This window comes from Arcicella aurantiaca, from assembly GCF_003148625.1.
Lineage (GTDB): Bacteria > Bacteroidota > Bacteroidia > Cytophagales > Spirosomataceae > Arcicella > Arcicella aurantiaca.
Genome location: NZ_QGGO01000049.1, coordinates 1 through 21,771, shown reverse-complemented (window position 1 = coordinate 21,771; position 21,771 = coordinate 1). Strand labels below are relative to the sequence as shown.

The window sequence follows — 21,771 nt, the reverse complement described above, 5'->3', positions numbered from 1 at the left end:
GCACCTAAAATCAAGCGAAAAAATTAAAAAGCTAATCGTTTTTGTTAGTATAGCAGTTGGAATATGTACGAATATTGGAAAACATCATCATAAAAAAGTAAAAAAAATCAGAATTAAAAAACATGGGTATAAATCCAATAGTTTTTTCCGAAAAGGGCTTGATATTTTGAGAGAAGGTTTCAGAAATATCAATCAAGGATTTATAAAAATCTGGGATGAATTTTTAAATAAATTTACTCGGTGGATTCAAATACAACTATTTCATTATCAATACGTAACAAAAATCATCGGGTAGAGTAGGTTTAGGTTTTAGGCGTTAGCTAAACTTCACTAATACCAAAAACCTAAAAACCAACACCTTTTAATAAATAAGGTGCAAAATTAATGATTTTCAGTTAGATTTATGACAATTATGCTTTGACAAAATAAACACAAGATTAAACAATGGCTCTTAGCTTAGTTAGATTAAGTTTTTACTTGAAAAAGTATTATCTTTGTTGACCTTTTTCGAGAAACGAACATATTATCAATATTTTAACAAATTACAAATGAAAAAATTATCCCTAATCGTATTCGGAGGTTTGTTGGCAATCGGTACATTGTCATGCGACAAGGCTGAAAACAAAGGAACTGCGGCAACTTCAAGTACAACCACTAAAAGTGATGCAGAAAAGAAAACTGTTTATGTAAATACAGATTCTTTATTAGCAAACTACCAGTTTTACAAAGACGCTCAAAAAGAATTTGAAAACAAAGGTTACCGTTTACAGGTAGATTTGGGTCAACGTGAGAGAGGTCTTCAAGGAGAATTACAAGCAATTCAACAAAGAGCTCAAACAATGACTCAAGCAGAATTGCAAGGTGCTGACATCATGTTGAAGAAAAAAGGTGCTGAATTACAACAATACAGCCAACAACGTCAGCAAGCTTTGGCAAACGAGCAAGCTAAAAAAATGCAAGAATTGTACGCTAACATTCGTGAATATATCAAAAAACACAATGCTGAAAACAACTTTGAATTTGTATTAGGTTATACAACTGCGGGCGGTGGAATTTTATACGCTGACGAGTCGGCAGACAGAACAAAAGAAATTGTTGATGGCTTAAACAAAGAATATGCAGAAACGAAAAAATCTGCTCCTGCTAAGAAATAATTAGATTTCAATTTCATTAAAAACCGCCATTCCGAATCATTTGGAATGGCGGTTTTGTTTTATGTAACTCGAAGTTTCATTTCGAAAACACCCTCATTTTGTCGAAGTAAAACTTCGTGTTACCTAATCCCTCCGTACCTTTGCATCATGGATTATTTTAAAAATTTACTTGATTTACTGAAAATTGAACGGAGTGAAGACCGTGAACAATATAAAAAATTAACAGAATCTTCATCGGTAGCAGAACGTCGTGCCAATGGTTTGACGTGGTTTCCTGTGGCAATTAGAGGTTCAGAAATGAGTCGGGGAGATTATTTGACGATTGAATTGGAACGTACTACTCACCAAGATGTTTCGCACCAATTCAGAACGGGAATGCCTGCGGTTTTCTTTACCAATCACGACCCACAAAAAGATAGAATTGAAGGAACAATTGCCCATCAAAACGGGAATAAACTAAAAATTACCATCAAAGACGACGAACTGCCTGAATGGAGCAGAGACGGGAAATTGGGGGTTGATTTATTATTTGATGATAATAGTTACGACGAAATGAATGATGCCCTCAAAAAAGCATCAGAATTGAGTGAAAAAAGTCCACTAATCCAGATTTTAACAGGAGCAAAAAGTCCAACATTTAGACAAGATAACGTTGGCAAGGCTTTGAATCCTGCCGACGGCGAAAAACAATTGCCGTTGTCTGTGTCTCCACAGACAATTTCCGTACAGTCGTCTGTGGAGACACAGACAACGGCAATCGAAGCCTTACAAAAACTAAACACTTCGCAGAAAAATGCTGTCGAAAAAATACTTTCTGCCAATGAATTAGCCATCGTTCACGGCCCTCCCGGAACTGGAAAAACCACCACTTTGGTACAGGCAATTAAGGCATTAGTAAAACAGGAAAATCAAAAGATTTTGGTAGTTGCACCGAGCAATACTGCGGTTGATTTATTGAGCGAAAAACTATCAGAGGAGGGTTTAAATGTACTTCGAGTGGGAAATCCTGCACGGGTTTCTGAGCGTTTACAAAGATTGACTTTAGAGTCGAAAATGGCTGACCATGATTATTTGAAAGAAACCAAAAGACTCAGAAAACAGGCTCAGGAGTTCAAAAACATGGCTCATAAATACAAAAGAAGTTTTGGAAAAGCCGAAAGAGACCAACGCAAAGCCTTGTTTGATGAAGCTCACCGAATCATGAAGGAAGTTGATAATACCGAACAATATATTATCGACGATTTATTGACTAAAACGCAAGTTGTTACGGCAACGCTCGTGGGGGCAAATCATTACACTGTTCGTAATTTGACTTACCAAACCATTGTAATTGACGAAGCTGGGCAAGCTCTTGAACCTGCTTGTTGGATTCCGATTTTGAAAGCTCAAAAAGTTATTTTGGCAGGCGACCATTGTCAATTATCTCCCACAATAAAATCTAACGAAGCAGCAAAAAATGGTTTGAGTAAAACGCTTTTGGAAAAATGTATTGAACTTCATCCAGAAGCCGTGACTTTGCTCGAAGAACAATATCGGATGAATGAAAACATCATGGGATATTCTTCTGCTGTTTTCTATGATGATAAACTAAAAGCACATCAGTCAGTTGCAAAATCTTTACTTTTTACTGACGACACCCCTCTCCTATTTATTGATACGGCAGGTTGTGGTTTTGATGAAAAATTGGAAGGCACAAGTAGCACTAACCCAGATGAAGCAACGTTTACATTTAAGCATATCAATTTGTTTGTTGAGGAGCTACATAGAAAAGATTTTAATGCCAACAATTTCCCAAGTATTGCCGTAATTTCACCATACAAGCAACAAATCAATTTACTGAAAGAACAATTTGAACATTCGGCAGATTTACAGAAATATAAAGACAATATCAGCGTAAATACGATTGATAGTTTTCAAGGACAAGAGCGTGATGTTGTGTACATCAGTCTGACCAGAAGCAACGACAAAGGCGAAATCGGTTTCCTTGCTGACATTCGTAGAATGAACGTAGCGATGACTCGTGCCAGAAAAAAATTAGTCGTTATCGGCGACAGTGCCACTTTGGGACAACATCCTTTTTATGCCAATTTCATTGAATATGCCGAGAAAAAAGGTGGGTATGTGAGTGCTTGGGAGTTTTTGGAATAGATTTTTCTGTAAATTTGTTTTATACATAAACATTAAAGCTATGACAGCTATATCAAAACCATTGTCAAATCTTCAATTGGAATTATTGAAACTTTATTCGATGAATATTGACGAAAAAGATTTACTCCATTTCAAAAACTATTTAGCCCAATTTTTCATGCAAAAAGCTATTAATGAAGCGGATAAGGTTTGGGAAGAAAAAGGCTATAACGACGATTTGATGGACGAATGGATAAATGAAGAACAACAATGAAGTTGGTTATTGACACTAATATTCTGGTTGCTTCACTTTCAAGTAAATCAAAATATCATTGGGTTATTCAGGCACTCAGGGAAGGCAAATTTGAATTATGTGTTACGGCAGAAATATACCTTGAATATGAAGAGATTTTAAAACAAAAATACAATCCTATTGTTGCAGATGCTTTTCTAAATTCCCTCAAAGAATTACAAAATGTACTACAAATAGATGTTTTTTATAATTGGAATTTAATTGAGTCAGACAAAGACGACAATAAGTTTGCTGACTGTACAGTTGCAGGAAATGCAGATTTTTTGATTACAAATGATAAACATTACAATATTTTAAAGACCATTGAATTTCCACCAATTAATGTAATTTCATTAGAGGAATTTAACAGTATTTATAAATTATGAAATAAAAATCCACTTAGGATTTTCTAAGTGGATTTATTTTAAACAAAGATTCCTAAAATGTAGGAAGTCTTTGTTTAAATTGAATCATATCTACAATAAATCTGACTTGATTTTTACAATAATTTCTTCTACTTTTTGAACAGGTAAATTTAGAATATTTGACAGTAATTCAATACTAATACCATTACTGTAACCTCTCTTTATTGCATCTATTTCTTTCATCTCTGCACCCTGAGAAATTCCTTGAGAAATTCCCTGGTTAATTCCTCGACTGATTAATTGTTCTGCTGTTGTCATAACTGTCTGATGTAAATTTGATGAGACTCTTGTAAAAATAGTAAAAAGTTCTGTGATTGTCAATTCATCTGTATTCTGAATATATAAAACAACAGAAGTCACAAACTGGCTACTCCCTTGATTATCAACAAGTTTTAGCAAATCAACTAAATTATCTTCTATCTTTTTTACATACTTCTTGTAACGGCTATACTTAAATAATAGTGCAGAAATTGCTAAAAATTTGTTTTTAAAATTGCTGATTCTTTTATCTGAAATATCATTTAGATTAATCAAATGATAATCAAAATCAGGAATATATTTCACCAAATTTTCATCAATATTGTCAAAATATGAAGCCATTGATTGGTAACTCCACTTATCTCTTCCATGATATAATATTATCGGAATTACGGGAATAGGTTTATACTTATTTTGCTTCAATCCACTTTTCCAAACATTGAGCATATATTGGTTTAACTGCCAATGAGGATAATCTTCTTTGTAACTTTTGTGTTCATAAAGTAAAGCTATACGAATTTTACTTTTTTGACCATAATCACAAGTGTAAAGAATGTCCGCAAAATGCTCTTCTAATTCTTCATCAACAAATGAGTTATTATCCATTTGCAAAGTAGATAGATTCATCTGTTGGATAAGATTTTGTTCTAAAAGTTCTTCTAAAAAATTAGTAGCAATATCAATTCTGGAAAATGTTTCTTTGAAGAATTTATCGTGTACGTTTTGTATTTTCATGTATGATGTAGTTATTTTTTATATTTTCTTTCTAAACCTTACCTCATCTGCTCCACCAAAATACCTATTCCCTTTTCAAAACTCACTGGATTATAGCCCAAAACGGAAACTGCTTTGTCTAAAATAAAACCTGTACGGGGTGGACGTTTAGCAGGTTGTGTAAAATTGCTGGAATCGACTTGCGAGATTAGTGATTTATCTAATTGGAAAAAATCAGCCGTTTTAATTGCCATTTCGTAAGGACTTAGAAAGTCTTTGCCCGAAATATGAAATATGCCTTCGGCTTTTTGTTTGACAATTAACCAACAACCCATTGCTAAGTCTTCGGCTAAAGTTGGGGTACGCAATTGGTCGGTGACAACTTTGATTGGTTTCTGTGCCTCCAATGAGTTTTTGACCCACAAAATAATATTTGAACGGCTCATATCTTCTACAATTCCATACACTAAAACCGTTCTGACAATCGCCCAAGAGCATTTTGAGCGTTTTACTACTTCTTCAGCGGCATATTTACTCCACCCATAAAAACTTATAGGACTTGGTTTATCTTCTTCTGAATATGGTCCTGATTCTCCATCAAAAACAAAATCTGTGGAAAGATGACATAGAAATACCTGATATTTTTCACAGGCACCTGCCAAATATTCGACTGCTTTTACATTTTTTTGCCAGCAATCTTCTTTCTGTAATTCACAATCATCTACTTGGGTAAGTGCGGCAGTATGAATAACCGCATCTGGACGATTTTTTTCAATAACCTCCTCCACTTGTTGCGGGTTGGTAATATCCATTTCTTGATACTCGTAGCCGTCTTTGAAAGCTAAACGATTCTTTCCACGAGAAGTTGCAATCAACTGAATATCAGATTTTTGAGAAAGCAAGTTGACTAATTTTTGACCCAACAATCCATTTGAACCTGTGATGAGTATTTTCATTTTTTACAAATATTTAAAGTAACACAGACTTTAGTCTGTAAGAAATTGAAAAATATACAGACTGAAGTCTGCGTTACTTTAAAACTCCCAGCCATATCGTTTGGTAATCTTCTTTTTACGCATTTTTTTGCACTCGATTTTCATCGCAATATCTTTCAACGGTCGGTTTTGACCATTTCTTGGCTGTTTTGCTACCGAATCAATCACCCACAAATTATCAATGACTTGTCCGAAAACGGTATAATTTCCATCTAAATGAGGCGTACCTCCAATGGTTTTATAGACCTGTTTTTGTTCATCTGTAAAAACTCTTTGCGGACTACGAGCCATTTGTTCTTTCAAGGTTTTATCATTCCAAACTTTTCCTTGAACAATGTAATATTGACATCCTGACGACGCTTTTTGAGGATTATTATCTCTGGCAGCGGCTAATGCCCCTTTTTTGTGGAATAAATCTGGCGTGATTTCCGCATCTACTTTATAACCAACGTCGCCATCACCAAGCATTTCTCCTTGTTTAGCGGTTTTGGATTTTGGGTCGCCTCCTTGAATCATAAATCCATCAATGATTCGGTGAAAAAGTAAATCATTGTAAAATTTATCATCAACTAATTTCAAGAAATTTGTTTTGTGTTTTGGGGTTTTGTCGTACAAAATAGCGTGCATTTCGCCCCAAGGAGTTGTGATAGTTACGAGATAATCTCTTTTTGATTGGGCTGTAATTTGTTGAGAAATGGTAATGATTAGAGTAAAAAGTAGTATTTTTTTCATTGAAATTATCTAAATCAAATTAATTAGTAAAATTGATGGGAAGTGTATTTGAAGAAGATTAAGGGAATGTTTTGTAAATATCTTTACGATGATTAAAGGTAACAAAATAGAGTATTTTCTCATCATCATTCCATTTCAAACCAATACGATAATCGCCTGTTCTTATTCGATAATAAACGGTGTAGCCTTTTAGTTTTTTGATATTAGGAATATCATCTAAGCTCTCTGCTTGCTCAGCAGCATTTATTGCGTCAAAAATATCATCTTTCAATGATTTGTCTCTTAGCTTTTTTATGGCTTTGAGAAAACTTGTTCTTAAAAGCTACCTCCATTATCTACCAAGAGCCTTCAATATGTCTTGCTTACTAACGGTTGATGTTTTCATTCCCGCTTCAATTTGGGAGGCTAATAAATGGTCTTCCAATTGTGTTGTAGAAACTTTCTTAGCTTTTATGCCTAATGTTTGAGCTAAAGAAAGTAATAACTTCATATTTTGGCTCGATTGACCTTCTAAAAGAATTGCATTCATTTTCGTGAATTTTAGATATAAATAATCATTATTTAGAGTATAAAGTAAATTTACTAAAACTTTATGACATAGAAAATGTCATTGCAAGTAAACAATGTAAATGCGATTTGAGTATTCTTCACTCTAATCATACCAAACATTTTTCACTTGCAATGACATTATTTTGTTCATTGTAAATATTTACTTCGTCAATTTCACCACCTTCTTAATTCTATCCGATTTATCAGTTTTGGCTTGTAAAAATAACAAATCATTGAGTTTTCCTTCTCGCCAAGTTTCAATCATGTCTGCGTAATGTGGACTTCCCGGGTTTCCTGATTGTCCACCGGGAATTACGCCGTAGCCTTTTACTGAATTATTTTTGCCCAATTGAATCACCATTCTCCAAGATGGACCTGTGCGTTCGGTGGTGGCGTTGACAATTCCTGTTCCTCCTCCAATATTTACATCTACGCTACTGAGGGCTTTTAACGCTCCATCACGGTCGAGCAAGTGGCGAATACTGGTTGATTTTTGTTTTGCCCATGCCCATTCTGCTCCCATTGGAGCTTTTCTCCAAATAGTTAAACTATCCAACGAAGCGGATAAAGTTGCACTTACTAATTCGTCTAAAGTTTCTACTTTATTTTTTGTAGAAATATCATCAAACCATTTAGATGTTGGGTCTTTTCTGATTAACTCAATCGTCCTGTCTAATGACGGATATTTCATTGGAATATTTTCATCATACGCAAAATCGTCTTTCCAGATGGCACCGTATAATAATTTCGACCATGTTTCAAAAATGGTTGGAGCAATTTCCGCAGGGTCATTTTTCTTATTCCAAGCCTTCAAAACTTTAATGGCTTCGGCTTGTTTTGCCGTTGGCGTTTTTACCAACGAAATCAAATTGTCTAAAATTCCTTGTGCTTTTAAATTGTAATTATCATTCTGCAAGGTTCTCAAACTATCCACCGTTGCTTTCTCCATGACGGTCAAACGTTGGTTAATTCGTCTGCCACGCTCAGAAGGAGCAAATTCCCAGTTGATATAATATGGATAATTGGGGTCGGTAGAAGATTGATTTGCCGAACTCACAAAACCACGAACAGGGTTTTTCACGTGTGGATTATGTGCATGAGGAATGAAACCTTGCCAATCTGCATTTTTATCCGTTCCGTCCAGCGTGTATTTTCCTTGCTCATGGGCTTTCAAAGGGAATTTTCCATTTACCCAAAGTGCAATATCATTTTGATTACTCGCAAACACGAAATTTTGAGCAGGAGCAGCATAAAAACTCAAAGCTTTTACATAATCATCGTAATTTTTAGCACGATTTAATTGATAAAATGTTGTTAATTCTTGTGATTTATCATGAGCAATCCAACGCAAAGCGTGTCCCGTTGGGATATTTTCTTTGAATGGTTTTTGATTATCTAAATACACAATTGGCCCATGATGCGTAAACAAAACGGTATCTTGAATGTCTTTTCCGCCTTTAATTTTGAAGGTTTCAATTCGTTTTGTAATCTTCTTCCATTGTCCATCATGCCAATATTCATTCATTTTGGCATCTTTAAATTTCACTTCGTACCAGTCAACTACGTCCGCACCAACGTTGGTAACGCCCCAAGCCACATCACGGTTGAATCCACTAATTACGTTTGGCGTTCCCGGCATAGTTGCTCCATAAACATTCACATCTGGACCAACTAATTGAGCCTGATACCAAATTGAGGGTAAACTCAAGGTCAAATGTGGGTCGTTGGCTAAAATTGGTAAACCTGTCGCAGATTTTGCACCGCCAATTGCCCAGTTATTTGAGCCGATGCCTTTATCTCGTTCTTCCGATGCTTTTACGCTTCCTCTTCCCATAAAATCAGCAGGAGCTTTTGGTAAGGGAAGTGGCGTAAAATCACGTGGCGTACCTGTTGGAATGATTGGGCTTTCTTCAAATGGATAATTCGGGAAAAGATTTTCGGCAACTTCTCTTCCGTATTTTCTCAGAATATTGGTCATGCGTAAATCGTCTGTACCAGAAGCTAAAACAAATGACATATTTTTTAAAAACAAAGCACTTTTAATGGGCGACCAAGCCTCTGGAGCGTAACCCAACAATTTATATTCTACGGGAAAATCACGTGGTTTTAATTGTGAAATATAGGCATTTACACCGTCAGAATATGCTTCCAAAGAAACTTTAGATTTTGGGTCTTCCATCATTCCTGCAAGCGATTTTTCTGCCCCATAAACCGATCCCATTCTACGATTGTAACGGTCTGATTCTAAAGCCTTTTCACCTACAATTTCTGTTAAGCGTCCTGCCGCATAATGCGTTTGAAATTCCATTTGCCAAAGACGGTCTTGAGCAGTTACATAACCTTGAGCCATGTATAAATCGTGGTCATTATTAGCAAAAATGTGCGGAATTCCGAGTTCGTCATACTGAACACTTACTTCGTCTAATAAACCGGGAATTTGTAACGTACTTTCTGAATTTGTTTCAGAAATTGGTGTTTCTCCATTGACCCAAAAACCCGTAAAAGGACTTAAAAATGAGCCAAAGGCAGGGATTGAACCCCAATTTCGATTGAGGGCATAGCAAAGAAAAATAGTAACAGCAAGTGATAGTAGGGCTTTTACGAATTTCATGGTTCGAGATTTAGTTTGGAAATGATAGTACCAAATTAGGAATTTTTTTGATTATTTTGAGACTTTATGAGCAATAACCGCAAAATGAACCGTGAATCAATGTTTTATCTTGGAAGTAACTGATTCAAATATGGATATTTGATAAAAAATTCAAGGTAGGAATGAATAGCATTCGTCCTTTTCGAGCGACGGACGAATACTATTCGTCCCTACTTAATTTTATCAATAATTCCCCAATTTGCGTCCTTTCTGAACTTTTGGTGTCTTTCAAAAAAGACGCAATAACATGACTGAAACCTCCGAAAATATCATCACTTTCAATGAAATTTGGCTCAAATTTAGCCATCCTGTGAAAGACTACATTCGTAAACAGACGCATAACGCAGATATTACAGACGACCTTTTGCAAGATGTTTTTATTAAAATTCATCAAAATTTACACCTACTTCGTGAAGAGGAACGAGTGGCGGGTTGGGTTTTTCAAATTGCAAAAAATACTGTTTTGAATTACTTTCGTTCACAAAAAAATCAATTAGAAAATACTGAATTACAAGATTCGGAGGCAGACGATGAGTATTTGAAGGAGAATAATTTTAATGAAATTGTGGGCGTTTGGTTAAAAGAATTCAAAAAACATCTCGACCCAAAATATCAAGAAGCCCTACAATTAGTTGATATAGAAGGCATTAGTCAAGTAGAATTAGCCCATCGTTTAGGCATTTCTATTTCTGGAGCGAAATCTCGTGTGCAACGTGGGCGTGAACAATTGAAACAAAAACTGATTGATTGTTGTCCAGTAAAGACTGACCAATATGGGAATATTTTAGAAATTCAGACTAAAACGGGTGAATGTCTTTGCTAATTTAAAAAACCTTGATAGTTATTTTTCAAAACCATGGCTGTTTTTTCGGATAGCTTATTGTATTGTTGTGCTTTTTCAAGGGTTGGAGCTTTTTCCAATTTACGAATCATAAATTTCAATGGTGTTTCACTCGAAACAAAAACCAAAGAAATCTGCCAATTTTCAGATTGTGCCTCAACTAAATAGCCAACTATTGTTTGTCCGAGCCATTGTTCTTCTTTCAATAAATTTAAGTCTCCATTTTCCCCTTGATTTTCTTCCTGAAAATGATAATTAAAACCATGTAATTCCATAATATTATTCGAGTTGATAAATTTTATTATTTCAAGATAATTTTTAAATATAACAAGAAAATTATTCGATTTGTTATTTGTCAAAGATTTATTTTCAATTCTTGCGTCCATTTTCAAAATCTGTGTCTTTAGTATAAACAAATCAGATACAATTATGAAGCTTTCAGAAATCAAAAATATTTTAACATCCGTTGAAGGTGTTAATTTTCAATTACAAAATGGGACTTCCGTTCCAGAACATTTTCATGTAACGGAAGTAGGCGTAATCACTAAAAATTTTATTGATTGTGGCGGAACGGTTCGCCATGAAAAAGTAGCTAATTTTCAATTGTGGAATGCCAATGATTTCGACCATCGTTTAAAGCCTACCAAGTTATTGAATATCATCGCCCTTTCTGAAAAAGTATTGGGTATGGAAGATTCTGAAATTGAGGTAGAATATCAGTCAGATACAATCGGAAAATATGATTTAGATTTTGACGGAGCAAATTTTGTTTTAATATCAAAACAGACAAATTGTTTAGCTTCTGATAAATGTGGGATTCCAGAAGAAAAAATTAAAGTAAATTTGACTGATTTACAGCCTGCAACAACTTCGGCTTGTTGTACGCCAAGTGGCGGTTGTTGCTAAAATGTAAATTGAAGCTTACGCTTCGAAAGTAGATAAAGCAAATTCTGAAGCGAAAGCTTCGGGTTACAGAAAATGAAAAAAATCTTAGTGTTATGCACAGGAAACTCGTGCAGAAGTCAAATTGCAGATGGTTATTTAAAACATTTTGCAGGCGAAAAAGCCGAAGTATATTCAGCAGGAGTGGAAACGCATGGGGTTAATCCGAAAGCGATTACTACGATGGCTGAAGATGGTATTGATATTTCTCAAAACACCTCAAACAACGTTTTGGAGTACGAAAATATTGATTTTGATTACGTTATTACTGTTTGTGATAATGCCCGTGAACGTTGTCCATACTTTCCGACGAAGGCTGAAAAATTCCATTATAATTTTCCAGACCCTGCCAAATTTGTGGGAACAGAAGAGGAAACCAAAGCAGAATTCGCTCGTGTACGTGAAATGATTAAAACGTATTGTAAGGATTTTGTGGAAAAGATTTAATGGTAATCGGTTTAGAAAAATTGTAAAATCCCCCCTCTACTTGATTTGGGGTAACTTCCCGAAAGTTTAAAACTTTCGGGAAGTTAATCGGTAAAACTAAACGACATTGAATTTGAACCCTGCCGACGTTTTTGTAAACTAATAAAAAGACGAATGCTATTCGCCCCTACTTCAATTAACTAATTCTCGCCCAGTTGCTTTCGTTGGCTCTTAAATTGTCAACTTGTTCTTTAATCATCTCATTTTTAGGCAAATCCAAATTATTATCTTCTTCCAAAATTTCGGTGGCACATTCACGGGCAACTCTCAGAATTTCGCCATCTTTTGCCAAATCTGCAATCAGTAAATCTATCACACCGCTTTGTTGTGTTCCTGACAAATCTCCCGGTCCACGCAGTTGTAAATCAACATCAGCGATTTCAAAACCATCAGTTGTTCTTACCATTGTCTCAATTCGGGTACGAGTATCCTTTGAAAGTTTTACGTCCGTCATCAAAATACAATAACTTTGGTCTGCTCCACGCCCAACTCGTCCACGTAATTGGTGCAATTGCGAAAGTCCAAATCTTTCAGCACTTTCAATCACCATAACAGAGGCATTCGGTACGTTTACCCCTACTTCAATTACGGTAGTTGCCACCATAATTTGCGTTTCTTTATTGATGAAACGTTGCATTTCAAAATCCTTATCGGCAGGTTTCATTTTACCGTGAACAATACTGATAAAATTTTCTGGAAAGGCTCTTGAAAGGCTTTCAAATCCATCTTCGAGGTATTTATAATCTAATTTTTCGGATTCTTCAATGAGCGGATAAACCACATAAATTTGTCGTCCTTTAGCAATTTCATCTCGCATAAAACCAAAAACATTTAGTCTATGGGAGTCGTAACGGTGAACTGTTTTAATCGGTTTTCTACCTTTGGGTAATTCATTGATGACAGACACGTCCAAATCTCCATAAAGTGTCATTGCCAAAGTTCTTGGAATTGGCGTGGCAGTCATCACCAAAATATGTGGGTGAATGTGTTTGTTTTTCTCCCATAATTTGGCTCTTTGGGCAACGCCAAAACGGTGCTGTTCGTCAATTACACAAAGTCCAAGATTTTGAAATTGAACATTATCTTCCAATAATGCGTGTGTGCCAACGATAATTTTCAAAGCTCCACTTCTCAGTCCTTCGTGAATAACTTCTCGTTGTTTTTTCTTGACTGAACCTGTCAATTTTTGAATAGTAACGCCCAATAAATCAGCAAAAATTTTCAAGCCATCATAATGTTGTTGAGCTAAAATTTCGGTGGGAGCCATGATACACGCCTGAGCCTTATTATCAATCGCCAAAAGCATACAGATAAATGCCACAATGGTTTTGCCAGAACCTACATCACCTTGCAATAATCGGTTCATTTGTTTGCCCGATTTCATGTCTTCAAAAATTTCTCTGATTACTTTCTTTTGAGCATTGGTCAATTCAAAAGGCAGGTGTTTTTTGTAGAAATCAGTCACCAAAGCGGCACTTTTGAAGATTTGTCCGCTATAATCTACCCGACGAAGCAATTTCTGTTTTATCAATCGCAATTGATTATAAAACAGTTCTTCAAATTTTAGGCGGCGTTTGGCTTGATGCAACCACGCTTCTGACTGTGGCAAGTGAATATTATAAACGGCATCTCGTTTGGCAACTAATCGGTATTTTTGAATCAGATTCTCAGGGAGCGTCTCTCGTATGTGGTTATAGGCTTGGTCGAGCAGGTTGCGTTGCATATTGGCAATCACCTTCGAGTCCACGTAACGTTTGCGAAGTTTGTCTGTTAATCCGTAAACTGGTTGAAAGTATCCACCTTTTTCATTATCTGGATTGAGCAATTCCATTTCTGGATGTTGCATTTGCGGGCGACCTTGAAAGAAGGCAGGTTTTCCATAAATTACGTATTCTGCTCCTGCTCTAAGATTTTTTTCTAAGAAACTAACACTTTGAAACCAAGCGAGTTCCATTGTTCCAGAACCATCAGTGAATTGTCCTGTGAGACGAGCTTTGTGTCCCTCTCCTATTTTTTCGACAAACCGCAAACGACCTTTTATTTGGGCAGACTCCATGCCATCGTACAAATCCGAAATTTGGTGGAATTTAGTACGGTCTTCATATCGAAAAGGATAATATTGGATGAGGTCTCCATAGTTAAAAATCTGCAATTCGGTATTTAATAACAAAGCCCTCGACGTACCAACTCCTTTGAGATATTCTATTCGGGTATCGAAAAAATGAGTTTGCATAAGATGGTGAACGGTTTTCTGTCTCCGATGATTTTCAGTTGGAATTTAAGCAGTTTTTTGAGGTTCATCAACTCAAAAGTATCTGTAATTATATTTTGGAATAAATAACAAATTTGGCAAAATTCCCATTTTTACCAAATGATTTATGGTTCAAAAATAATTTGGTAAAAATACATTCACAAGATAAACGCTATTGCATTTATATTTTATTGGTCTTTATTGGTTCCCAAATTATCTCTCGTATTTTTCTGGACAGAAATTGCTCCAAAAAGTCCTAACAAAAAGGCAAAAGCATAAAACCCTTTTTCGCTTGGTAATAAAGTTGCATTCCAAAGTCCTATCGCCAATAAAACGATTGACAATATCGTGGCAAACCAGCAAATATTATAATACAAACTTGTCACAGGAACACCTTCAAGTTTATCTCGTACACTTTTCTGGAGAGAAATTACCGCAAAAAGTCCAAACATTAATACGGTAAAATAATATCCTTTTTCATTTAAAAGCATTTCAGACTGCCAAAGTCCAACCAAAAATCCAAAGATTCCAGTACCTAAAGCAACCCATGATGCCATTACAAATGCGTTTGATGTTTTTTGTTGCATTGTTCTATCGTTTTAAGGTTTTAACAAAATATATTCTGCGGTTTATTAATTCTTATTTTTAGCGTATTCTTGATAAAGAGCAAAACCAAGCGTAACACTTAGCCAAATACCTATTTTTCTGAAAGTTAAAGTAGAATCTATCCACTCTGATAAAAGATTATAATCAACAGACCAATGCTTGATAAATTTGTAGCCAACTTCTACAAAAAAGCTGATTACAAAAACCAAAAGAAATAATCGAACCATTCTAAGAAGTACTGAAGAGATTTGTAGATTTTCCATAGGGTAAGTTTAATAATGAAAGGATATTTTGATTTGATAATAAAACAAATGTAATAATAATTTGACGGAAGTATAAACAATTTGTTTTAGCACCAAACCTTTACGCTATCAAAAACACAAAACCGCCACAAGCCCAAGCTCATGGCGGTTTTTTTATCAATAACAGCAAGGAATAAACAGCGTTATTTTATTTGATAATAAAATTACCTTGCCCGATTTTGAAACCTTCTGAATATAACTCTACTGTATAGTTTCCTGCACGATACGCAGCACCACGTGCATAAAGCATTTCTACGTTTTGGTCGTTGTTTGTGTAAGTTACCGTTCCTTTTGTTGTATAAGCCATTTCTTTTCCATCAAAATTGAAAACACTTGAACCTGTTGCACTATCAGTAATAACAGCCCCGTCTGAATCCATGATACGTACCATGATTTCTTTGTTTTCTTTTTCTGTAATAGGGTTAGAAGGCAATGTAAAAGCTAACTTCAATTGGTCAACTTTTTTAGCACGATATTTTCCTCCGTCTTTTACTTTTCCGTTTGCTTTTACGGCATAAACTTGTAAATTCTGTGCTTTCAATTGAGCTCCAGCTTTTACTTTTTTAGTCAATTCATCATTTTTTGAAGAATAATCAGCAACCGTTTGAGTTAATTTTTCTTTCTCGCCTTTCAAGCCAGTATTCTCTTCGATGAAAACTTGTTTTTCTTGTACTAAAACTTCTTTTTCTTTCGATAAAGTGACTGTTTGAGCCGTCAAGCTTTCATTTTCAGATTTCAATTGAGCAATAACTTGGTCTTTCTCTGTCAATAAAGCTACATATTCTTTGATTTTAGCATCGTATTGTTTTGAGTTGAAAAACTTTGCATTTGTCAACGCTTTTTTATCTTTTTCCAATTGTTCTTTAGCCGCAACTAATTCGTCAACACGTCCGCCTAAAGATTGAATTTCGGCAATTTTAGCGTCTAACTGAGTTGAAACTGAATCTAAACGAGACTTTGTATTTGCCAATTGTTCTACTTTTTGGCTAATTACTTGTTCTTGGTTTGAGTTTGTTTTTTTAGAATCATAAAGCAAATACCCTAAAAATCCGATAAACAACATTGCCACAGCCAAAGCCGCCTTCAAAATGCCATTTCCATTATTATTATTTTGTGTCGTTTCCATTTTATTTGTTTTGGGTTTGAAAATTTACTGAATATTACGGGTAAGCTTTCTTTTCAAATTTTTGCGTTTTTTTCTTTGACGTAAAATTAACGTTATAGCTACACATTTCATATACTTTGTATAATGATGCAATATAAATTAAAATTAAATAAAAATTCATAAAAACCTGATTATCAACGCATTATAACCATTTCAAACAAAACATATCACCCTATCATGTGATTATTATTCACTAAAACATCTTAAATTTTAACTCCATTTTAATATGATTTTATCATTTCTCAAAAAAAACAAGAGAAATTGCTTCTAAATCAAAACAATTTTATACCACAATGTTTTTACACATTACGCTACTACTACTACATTTTTAACCATTTTATGAGCTATGTTTTGTCTTTCGTCAAATACTCATTGCGACTCTTTCCGTGATTTTCACTCGGCAACGCCACTTTTGGCGGCTTATGAGTTTATGGAAATTTCGAGAAAAGATGCCCTTGAGTTTGAATTATTTGAAAGCTTCGCTCATGATAAACAATGGGCGTTTGACTTGAATAAAGTCAAACGCTTTTTACAAGACCGTAAAAATAGCATTGTTATAACTTGTAAAAATCAGAAAATAGAATGGGTAAACAAAGGTTTTTCTCGGATGACAGGTTATGAATCTGGAGAGGCTTTGGGGCAATTTCCAAGATTTTTACAAGGAAAAGAAACTTCAAGCGAAGCCAAAATTAAGATTAGAAATAAGTTAAACTTACAAGAAAAATATTCAGGGAAGATTATCAATTATCGTAAAAATGGGGAAAAATATCTGTGTAAAGTAGATATTCTTCCCGTATTTGATAAACAGAATAGTTTGGTCAACTTCATCGCTTTTGAACATGAAGTGGAGAAATAAGTAGGAATTGGGATTTAGGATTTAGCATTATCATAAATTTGCTTATTAAGGGCTTATGGAATTGCAAAATGTAGCCTAATCGTTAAACTCCGCCAATCATTACACTTGTCATAGAAAGTGACCCCGCTTGTAATTGGTCATTAAAGAAACTCAGGTTATCCTTTTTCTCTTGCAAAGCCAAAGTATAAATAAGCGGATAGTAATGGTCGGGCGTTGGTACTGCCAATTTTACGGCTTCTCCCAATTTCTCATAGTCAAACAAAGCCTGATGATTACCATCTAAGATATTTTTCTTGAATAACCCATTGGCTTCTTTTGCCCAATCAAACCCAAAATTAGGTTCATTCATTTTGTCAAAAGCGACCATTCTGAGATTATGAACCATATTCCCACTTCCCAAAATCAACACACCCTTGTCACGCAAAGCACTCAATTGTTTGGCTAAATCATAGTGATACGCAGCAGGTTTGTAATAATCAATACTCAGTTGAAGCACTGGAATATTGGCGTCTGGATACATTTGTTTTAAGACAGACCAAGCTCCGTGGTCTAAACCCCAGTCATGGTCGAGTCCAACATTTGTACTTTTGATAATATCTTTAATTTCTCCCGCCAATTGTGGATTTCCTTTTGCAGGATAAGTAGATTCAGATAAAGCTCTGGGAAAACCACCAAAATCATTAATTTTCTTGGGAGCGTCCATCGCCGTAACGTGTGTACCACGTGTAAGCCAATGGGCAGAAATCACCAAAACGGCTTTAGGTGTGGGCAATCGTTTTCCTAAATCTTCCCAAGTTTTGGTAAATCCATTGGTTTCTATGGCATTCATTGGCGAACCATGTCCTACAAAAAGGACAGGCATTCGTTGGGTCAAGGGTAAGTCAGCCGTGAACGAATTAAATTCAGCAATATTCATGGAATTAGCTGTTAGTGGTAACAGCGATAATGTTTTTAAAAAATCGGAACGTTTCATCTTAAAGTTTTATTCGAGAGAATAAAAAAAGGAATTACTCGTATTTTTCAAACGAATAATTCCCTCAAATAATTCCTATAAATATTTTAAGCTTATTTTTTAGCCAAAAGGTCTTTCATCTGCTGAATATTTACATTTTTCAACATTTGGTTTGCCTCATTACGTTTAAACTGAGTAGCTTCGGCAATTGTATCAAAATGCCCTTTAGATTTTTGTTTTTTAAGTGTAATTTCCATGTCTATTGTGCTTTTAATGATATAATAAATCCTTGATATGGACGATTGGGTGCAAATATTTCGAGCCCATCTTCGGTTATTCCTAAAATATCAAATAAGTTTTTAATATTTTCTATTTCTTGCGTTATAGCAATTCGATACAATCTCGTTCTTTCATGTGTACTCCCGCTAAAAAACACTTTTTTCGTGGGATAAAGTTCAAGGAACTTCTCAATAGTCTTAGCTACTGTTGCTAAAACTATTTTCATGTCTCCGTTTTTGCTTTCAGACATTACACTCAATGTACCATCTGAAAATACATCAAACAATGAAAGGCTATAAAAGTCTTCCAAATCTATTTTAATGAATCTGATAATCTTTTTAATTGTACCTTTGTTTCCAATACTGTAGAATTCAAAATCAGTGTATTCATTAAGTGTATTAAAACTAAAATTGTAATGTGGTCTATCCATACTACAAATTTAAGATAAATTACACGTTCTACAAATATCCAAAACCTCCGCCAAAGTACCTTTATCAAGTTAGGCTATTTCCTTGCTTAATGCCTACTTAACTCACAATTATTCTTTTATTTATGAATTTCAAAAAAATACTTTCTACTATCAACCAATGGGCATTTTTCCAATGCGAAATTTTCTTAAATGCTATAAAACATTACACTCGTATTCCTATACCAAAGTGGGTAATTCTTACAGATAAAGTAGGGCGTAAGGTTAATATTTTCTTGCCAATTATTGGGTGGATTATAGGTGGAGTTTCTGCGGTTACCTTTTATGTTTCCACTCATATTTTCAACACAGAAATTGCTATTTTATTGAGTATTGTTGTAGCGGCTTTAACAACGGGATTAATCCATGAAAATGGGTTAGCTCACACTTGTGATGCTTTGGGAGAAGGGAAAACCGAGAGGAATATGATTGAAATCATGAAGGATTTCAGATTAGGGACTTTTGGTACAATGGGATTAATTCTGCTTTTGGTGATTAAATTTTTCAGCCTTGAAATCCTTGATAATCAAACATTTATTTGGACTATATTTATTGCTCATTCCCTAAGCAGATTTGTTCCAATAAGTCTCAATTTCACCCTTAACTATATCGAAGAAGATGCTCCTAAAAACTATTTAACAAATATAAAAATTCATCAAAATGATTTATTGACGGCTTATATTTTTGCCATTTTCCCTTTGTTTTTATACGCCATTACTACTAAAAACTTCTTTCTATTTTTAGTTTTCCCTCCACTTATTCTATTACATCTTTACTTTGGATATTATTTCAAGAAGAAGTTTGGAGGATATACTAATGAGTGTTTCGGAGCAACTCAGCAAATAGCGGAAGTGATTATTTATTTAGTAATTGTGGCGATTTCTACATAAACTGTAACACTCAATACTTGAAACTTAACCCATTTTTTTCTTCAAAATTTCAATTTGAATTTCATGAACTTTGATAAGTACGGTGTTGAGTTCTCCAAATTTTAAATCTTCCATCGACAAACTGTAAAGCTCGGCAATTTGTTGAAATCGAACATCTGAAGGCACTCGTTTCCCATTTTCTTTTTGCCAATATGCTGGTTGAGAAATTCCCATTCGTTCAGCTACGTATTCTTGACTGTAACCAAATATTTCTCGAATTCTTCGGAGTTTTGTAGCTGTTTCTTCTATATTATTCATCTTTTTTTTATGACAGTATGGTATTATTTGGACGTTCAAGATACGTACATTTATTTACTAATAATGATTAGAATTCGCTTAGATTCATTCCAATTTTATCTAAAATCTCTAAAAATTCAGTTTGTAATGGAGCTTCTATCGTTATTTTTTCTTGAGAAAATGGATGTTCAAAAGTTAAGGTTTTTGCGTGAAGAAGCATAGTATTTAAGCCAAATTTTTCTTCAAACATTTTATTATGTTTGCATTCTCCGTGCGTTTTGTCGCCAATTAAATAATGGCGTAACTGAGCAAAATGTCTTCTAATTTGGTGTGTTCTACCTGTTTTAGGAGAAATTTCTGCCAACGAATACCTTGATTTTGGGTAACGACTCACTTCAATATCAAGCTCTATTTTTTGCAAACACCTAAAATGAGTTACTGCTTCCTTCAAAACTCCTTTATCATTTTCCAAAGGGCGGTCAGTCATTCCTTCGTCGGGCAAATAACCTCTTACCAAAGCTAAGTATGTTTTTTCACAAGCCTGATTTTCAAACTGTTTTTTTATTATTTGGTCAGCTTCTTTTGATAAAGCAAATAACAAAACGCCTCCCGTTTTTCTATCAATTCTATGGCATGGACTCACCCAATGATTCAGTTGGTCACGGAGCAGTTGCAAAGCAAAAACACTTTCGTCCGCCGCAATAGGCGAACGATGGACTAATAAATTATGAGGTTTATTGATAGCAACGAGATGTTCGTCTTGATAAAGAATTTGAAGAGGAGTTTCGAGCATTTTTGTTATGAAGGATGATAATTTCACAAAAATACTCATTGCTGATGATGAAAGCGGGGATTGGGGGGAATTTTAAAATAGTTTGTTACAAGACAAACGATAGACCACTGATTATACTGATTTAACAGATTTTCACTGATTTTTCGCACTGGTTCAAGCGTCCTCTCGCACTGGTTCAAGCGTCCTCGCTTGAACTACTCGTGCGTAAGGGGTTGGTCACAAGACAAACGATAGAACACTGATTATACTGATTTAACAGATTTTCACTGATTTTTCTTATAATCGTCTGTGAAGACACCATAGCCGTCAGGTTAAAGGACTGCTTCGGAGAAGCATAACCTTTGTAGTCGGTGATTGTCAGCGAGTTAAAGTGCTTCGAAGAAGCATAACATTAATTTTAAGGTTGGGCTTCCCCGAAGCCTAAACGTCTGATAATCAACATTTTCTACAAAGGTTTAACATCTCCGATGTTATTAGCCTGACGGCTATGGTGAAGACACAGACAATGGCAGAGAATTTGAAGGGGAGTTATCCCACTGGTTCAAGTGAGGACGCTTGAACCAGTGGGATAAAGAATGACTTATCAATGCAACATTTTAACTTGCCTGTCTTTGGTCATGTATAAAAAATTACTTATCATAAAAGTACCTTGATTCTCATATTTCTTTTTCTGGGTTATATCTCTATCATCATACCTTTCCAATAAATCAAATAGTTTTCTTGCACTTTTACTCGAATATTTAAAAAGCCCTTGAAAACCAATATTGGGT

General features: G+C 34.9%; 25 protein-coding genes and 2 pseudogenes. 10 read left to right on the top strand and 17 right to left on the bottom strand.

Translation table 11 applies throughout. The features are described from left to right. The 5 genes and pseudogenes from LV89_RS25435 to LV89_RS24190 form a co-directional block, all read left to right on the top strand. Positions 1 to 295: pseudogene (locus LV89_RS25435) on the top strand (hypothetical protein); the annotation flags it as partial. Between the two features lie 253 nt (positions 296 to 548). Further along, a complete protein-coding gene (locus LV89_RS24205) occupies positions 549 to 1,154 on the top strand; it encodes an OmpH/Skp family outer membrane protein (RefSeq protein ID WP_109745575.1) in 606 nt (201 codons plus the stop codon). A 147-nt stretch (positions 1,155 to 1,301) separates the two neighbouring features. Further along, on the top strand, positions 1,302 to 3,302 hold the full coding sequence (locus tag LV89_RS24200) for an AAA domain-containing protein (protein WP_109745574.1): 2,001 nt from the start codon (positions 1,302 to 1,304) through the stop codon (positions 3,300 to 3,302). 40 nt (positions 3,303 to 3,342) lie between these two features. Continuing rightward, positions 3,343 to 3,555, top strand: coding sequence for a DUF8507 family protein (locus LV89_RS24195; RefSeq protein WP_109745573.1), 213 nt, complete (start codon positions 3,343 to 3,345; stop codon positions 3,553 to 3,555). Next, positions 3,552 to 3,959, top strand: a complete 408-nt coding sequence (locus LV89_RS24190; protein ID WP_109745572.1) for a putative toxin-antitoxin system toxin component, PIN family — start codon at positions 3,552 to 3,554, stop codon at positions 3,957 to 3,959. The genes LV89_RS24195 and LV89_RS24190 overlap by 4 nt, the downstream gene beginning before the upstream one ends. A gap of 90 nt (positions 3,960 to 4,049) precedes the next feature. Here LV89_RS24190 and LV89_RS24185 read toward each other — a convergent pair whose 3' ends face one another. The 6 genes and pseudogenes from LV89_RS24185 to LV89_RS24160 form a co-directional block, all read right to left on the bottom strand. Beyond that, complete coding sequence (locus tag LV89_RS24185) at positions 4,050 to 4,991, bottom strand: Rpn family recombination-promoting nuclease/putative transposase (protein ID WP_109745571.1); 942 nt, start codon at positions 4,989 to 4,991, stop codon at positions 4,050 to 4,052. Between the two features lie 38 nt (positions 4,992 to 5,029). Next, positions 5,030 to 5,926: an SDR family oxidoreductase gene (locus LV89_RS24180; RefSeq protein ID WP_109745570.1), complete on the bottom strand. Its 897-nt coding sequence runs from the start codon at positions 5,924 to 5,926 to the stop codon at positions 5,030 to 5,032. 78 nt (positions 5,927 to 6,004) lie between these two features. Further along, positions 6,005 to 6,697, bottom strand: coding sequence for a peptidylprolyl isomerase (locus tag LV89_RS24175; RefSeq protein WP_109745569.1), 693 nt, complete (start codon positions 6,695 to 6,697; stop codon positions 6,005 to 6,007). 58 nt (positions 6,698 to 6,755) lie between these two features. Further along, positions 6,756 to 7,001: pseudogene (locus LV89_RS24170) on the bottom strand (type II toxin-antitoxin system RelE family toxin); the annotation flags it as partial. A 27-nt stretch (positions 7,002 to 7,028) separates the two neighbouring features. Then, positions 7,029 to 7,226, bottom strand: coding sequence for a hypothetical protein (locus tag LV89_RS24165; RefSeq protein ID WP_109745567.1), 198 nt, complete (start codon positions 7,224 to 7,226; stop codon positions 7,029 to 7,031). Positions 7,227 to 7,406: 180 nt separating this feature from the next. Then, positions 7,407 to 9,857, bottom strand: a complete 2,451-nt coding sequence (locus LV89_RS24160) for a penicillin acylase family protein (protein WP_109745566.1) — start codon at positions 9,855 to 9,857, stop codon at positions 7,407 to 7,409. A 286-nt stretch (positions 9,858 to 10,143) separates the two neighbouring features. Between LV89_RS24160 and sigZ the strand changes: the two genes are divergently transcribed. Beyond that, on the top strand, positions 10,144 to 10,719 hold the full coding sequence (gene sigZ / locus LV89_RS24155; RefSeq protein ID WP_109745565.1) for an RNA polymerase sigma factor SigZ: 576 nt from the start codon (positions 10,144 to 10,146) through the stop codon (positions 10,717 to 10,719). On the opposite strand, the gene LV89_RS24150 is transcribed toward sigZ, so the two are convergent. Beyond that, positions 10,716 to 11,012 (bottom strand): PDZ domain-containing protein, encoded by a 297-nt coding sequence (locus LV89_RS24150; RefSeq protein ID WP_146199257.1) that lies wholly within the window; start codon positions 11,010 to 11,012, stop codon positions 10,716 to 10,718. The two genes, sigZ and LV89_RS24150, sit on opposite strands and share 4 nt — an antisense overlap. Before the next feature lie 154 nt (positions 11,013 to 11,166). Between LV89_RS24150 and LV89_RS24145 the strand changes: the two genes are divergently transcribed. Both LV89_RS24145 and LV89_RS24140 read left to right on the top strand, forming a co-directional pair. Continuing rightward, a complete protein-coding gene (locus LV89_RS24145; protein ID WP_109745563.1) occupies positions 11,167 to 11,643 on the top strand; it encodes a DUF6428 family protein in 477 nt (158 codons plus the stop codon). 72 nt (positions 11,644 to 11,715) lie between these two features. Next, a complete protein-coding gene (locus LV89_RS24140) occupies positions 11,716 to 12,126 on the top strand; it encodes an arsenate reductase ArsC (protein ID WP_109745562.1) in 411 nt (136 codons plus the stop codon). 175 nt (positions 12,127 to 12,301) lie between these two features. Here the strand turns inward: LV89_RS24140 and recG are convergent, their stop codons facing one another. The 4 genes from recG to LV89_RS24120 form a co-directional block, all read right to left on the bottom strand. Further along, on the bottom strand, positions 12,302 to 14,443 hold the full coding sequence (gene recG / locus LV89_RS24135) for an ATP-dependent DNA helicase RecG (protein WP_262509884.1): 2,142 nt from the start codon (positions 14,441 to 14,443) through the stop codon (positions 12,302 to 12,304). Between the two features lie 161 nt (positions 14,444 to 14,604). Continuing rightward, positions 14,605 to 15,003 carry an inner membrane protein YiaA gene (yiaA, locus tag LV89_RS24130; RefSeq protein WP_109745560.1) on the bottom strand — a complete coding sequence of 133 codons (399 nt, stop codon included), beginning with the start codon at positions 15,001 to 15,003 and terminating at the stop codon, positions 14,605 to 14,607. Between the two features lie 45 nt (positions 15,004 to 15,048). Beyond that, on the bottom strand, positions 15,049 to 15,249 hold the full coding sequence (locus tag LV89_RS24125) for a hypothetical protein (RefSeq protein ID WP_109745559.1): 201 nt from the start codon (positions 15,247 to 15,249) through the stop codon (positions 15,049 to 15,051). Positions 15,250 to 15,472: 223 nt separating this feature from the next. After that, positions 15,473 to 16,450, bottom strand: coding sequence for a DUF8428 domain-containing protein (locus LV89_RS24120; protein ID WP_109745558.1), 978 nt, complete (start codon positions 16,448 to 16,450; stop codon positions 15,473 to 15,475). A gap of 385 nt (positions 16,451 to 16,835) precedes the next feature. Here LV89_RS24120 and LV89_RS24115 point away from each other — a divergent pair, with 385 nt between their 5' ends. Continuing rightward, positions 16,836 to 17,345, top strand: coding sequence for a PAS domain-containing protein (locus LV89_RS24115; protein WP_109745557.1), 510 nt, complete (start codon positions 16,836 to 16,838; stop codon positions 17,343 to 17,345). Between the two features lie 82 nt (positions 17,346 to 17,427). On the opposite strand, the gene ygiD is transcribed toward LV89_RS24115, so the two are convergent. From ygiD to LV89_RS24105, 3 genes are all read right to left on the bottom strand, one after another. Then, positions 17,428 to 18,318 (bottom strand): 4,5-DOPA-extradiol-dioxygenase, encoded by an 891-nt coding sequence (gene ygiD / locus LV89_RS24110; protein WP_109745556.1) that lies wholly within the window; start codon positions 18,316 to 18,318, stop codon positions 17,428 to 17,430. 92 nt (positions 18,319 to 18,410) lie between these two features. Continuing rightward, positions 18,411 to 18,554 carry a hypothetical protein gene (locus LV89_RS25430; RefSeq protein WP_158279681.1) on the bottom strand — a complete coding sequence of 48 codons (144 nt, stop codon included), beginning with the start codon at positions 18,552 to 18,554 and terminating at the stop codon, positions 18,411 to 18,413. Between the two features lie 2 nt (positions 18,555 to 18,556). After that, the gene (locus LV89_RS24105; protein WP_109745555.1) at positions 18,557 to 19,006 is read right to left on the bottom strand and encodes a DUF6934 family protein; all 450 of its coding nucleotides are present in this window, start codon (positions 19,004 to 19,006) and stop codon (positions 18,557 to 18,559) included. A gap of 122 nt (positions 19,007 to 19,128) precedes the next feature. Here LV89_RS24105 and LV89_RS24100 point away from each other — a divergent pair, with 122 nt between their 5' ends. Continuing rightward, entirely contained in the window at positions 19,129 to 19,932 is an 804-nt protein-coding gene (locus tag LV89_RS24100) for an adenosylcobinamide-GDP ribazoletransferase (RefSeq protein WP_109745554.1), read from the top strand. Between the two features lie 24 nt (positions 19,933 to 19,956). Here LV89_RS24100 and LV89_RS24095 read toward each other — a convergent pair whose 3' ends face one another. The 3 genes from LV89_RS24095 to LV89_RS25670 form a co-directional block, all read right to left on the bottom strand. Then, positions 19,957 to 20,229 carry a helix-turn-helix domain-containing protein gene (locus tag LV89_RS24095; RefSeq protein WP_109745553.1) on the bottom strand — a complete coding sequence of 91 codons (273 nt, stop codon included), beginning with the start codon at positions 20,227 to 20,229 and terminating at the stop codon, positions 19,957 to 19,959. A 67-nt stretch (positions 20,230 to 20,296) separates the two neighbouring features. Then, the gene (locus tag LV89_RS24090) at positions 20,297 to 21,001 is read right to left on the bottom strand and encodes a pseudouridine synthase (RefSeq protein WP_109745552.1); all 705 of its coding nucleotides are present in this window, start codon (positions 20,999 to 21,001) and stop codon (positions 20,297 to 20,299) included. Positions 21,002 to 21,584: 583 nt separating this feature from the next. Continuing rightward, positions 21,585 to 21,771: hypothetical protein (locus tag LV89_RS25670; protein ID WP_211321272.1), on the bottom strand; the 187-nt coding region annotated here is incomplete at its 5' end.

What these genes read in the sequence shown, in the direction of transcription:
- LV89_RS24205 (WP_109745575.1), top strand. Translation starts at nt 549, where the DNA reads ATGAAAAAATTATCCCTAATCGTATTCGGAGGTTTGTTGGCAATCGGT.
- LV89_RS24200 (WP_109745574.1), top strand. Translation starts at nt 1,302, where the DNA reads ATGGATTATTTTAAAAATTTACTTGATTTACTGAAAATTGAACGGAGT.
- LV89_RS24195 (WP_109745573.1), top strand. Translation starts at nt 3,343, where the DNA reads ATGACAGCTATATCAAAACCATTGTCAAATCTTCAATTGGAATTATTG.
- LV89_RS24190 (WP_109745572.1), top strand. Translation starts at nt 3,552, where the DNA reads ATGAAGTTGGTTATTGACACTAATATTCTGGTTGCTTCACTTTCAAGT.
- LV89_RS24185 (WP_109745571.1), bottom strand. Translation starts at nt 4,991, where the DNA reads ATGAAAATACAAAACGTACACGATAAATTCTTCAAAGAAACATTTTCC.
- LV89_RS24180 (WP_109745570.1), bottom strand. Translation starts at nt 5,926, where the DNA reads ATGAAAATACTCATCACAGGTTCAAATGGATTGTTGGGTCAAAAATTA.
- LV89_RS24175 (WP_109745569.1), bottom strand. Translation starts at nt 6,697, where the DNA reads ATGAAAAAAATACTACTTTTTACTCTAATCATTACCATTTCTCAACAA.
- LV89_RS24165 (WP_109745567.1), bottom strand. Translation starts at nt 7,226, where the DNA reads ATGAATGCAATTCTTTTAGAAGGTCAATCGAGCCAAAATATGAAGTTA.
- LV89_RS24160 (WP_109745566.1), bottom strand. Translation starts at nt 9,857, where the DNA reads ATGAAATTCGTAAAAGCCCTACTATCACTTGCTGTTACTATTTTTCTT.
- sigZ (WP_109745565.1), top strand. Translation starts at nt 10,144, where the DNA reads ATGACTGAAACCTCCGAAAATATCATCACTTTCAATGAAATTTGGCTC.
- LV89_RS24150 (WP_146199257.1), bottom strand. Translation starts at nt 11,012, where the DNA reads ATGGAATTACATGGTTTTAATTATCATTTTCAGGAAGAAAATCAAGGG.
- LV89_RS24145 (WP_109745563.1), top strand. Translation starts at nt 11,167, where the DNA reads ATGAAGCTTTCAGAAATCAAAAATATTTTAACATCCGTTGAAGGTGTT.
- LV89_RS24140 (WP_109745562.1), top strand. Translation starts at nt 11,716, where the DNA reads ATGAAAAAAATCTTAGTGTTATGCACAGGAAACTCGTGCAGAAGTCAA.
- yiaA (WP_109745560.1), bottom strand. Translation starts at nt 15,003, where the DNA reads ATGCAACAAAAAACATCAAACGCATTTGTAATGGCATCATGGGTTGCT.
- LV89_RS24125 (WP_109745559.1), bottom strand. Translation starts at nt 15,249, where the DNA reads ATGGTTCGATTATTTCTTTTGGTTTTTGTAATCAGCTTTTTTGTAGAA.
- LV89_RS24120 (WP_109745558.1), bottom strand. Translation starts at nt 16,450, where the DNA reads ATGGAAACGACACAAAATAATAATAATGGAAATGGCATTTTGAAGGCG.
- LV89_RS24115 (WP_109745557.1), top strand. Translation starts at nt 16,836, where the DNA reads ATGTTTTGTCTTTCGTCAAATACTCATTGCGACTCTTTCCGTGATTTT.
- ygiD (WP_109745556.1), bottom strand. Translation starts at nt 18,318, where the DNA reads ATGAAACGTTCCGATTTTTTAAAAACATTATCGCTGTTACCACTAACA.
- LV89_RS25430 (WP_158279681.1), bottom strand. Translation starts at nt 18,554, where the DNA reads ATGGAAATTACACTTAAAAAACAAAAATCTAAAGGGCATTTTGATACA.
- LV89_RS24105 (WP_109745555.1), bottom strand. Translation starts at nt 19,006, where the DNA reads ATGGATAGACCACATTACAATTTTAGTTTTAATACACTTAATGAATAC.
- LV89_RS24100 (WP_109745554.1), top strand. Translation starts at nt 19,129, where the DNA reads ATGAATTTCAAAAAAATACTTTCTACTATCAACCAATGGGCATTTTTC.
- LV89_RS24095 (WP_109745553.1), bottom strand. Translation starts at nt 20,229, where the DNA reads ATGAATAATATAGAAGAAACAGCTACAAAACTCCGAAGAATTCGAGAA.
- LV89_RS24090 (WP_109745552.1), bottom strand. Translation starts at nt 21,001, where the DNA reads ATGCTCGAAACTCCTCTTCAAATTCTTTATCAAGACGAACATCTCGTT.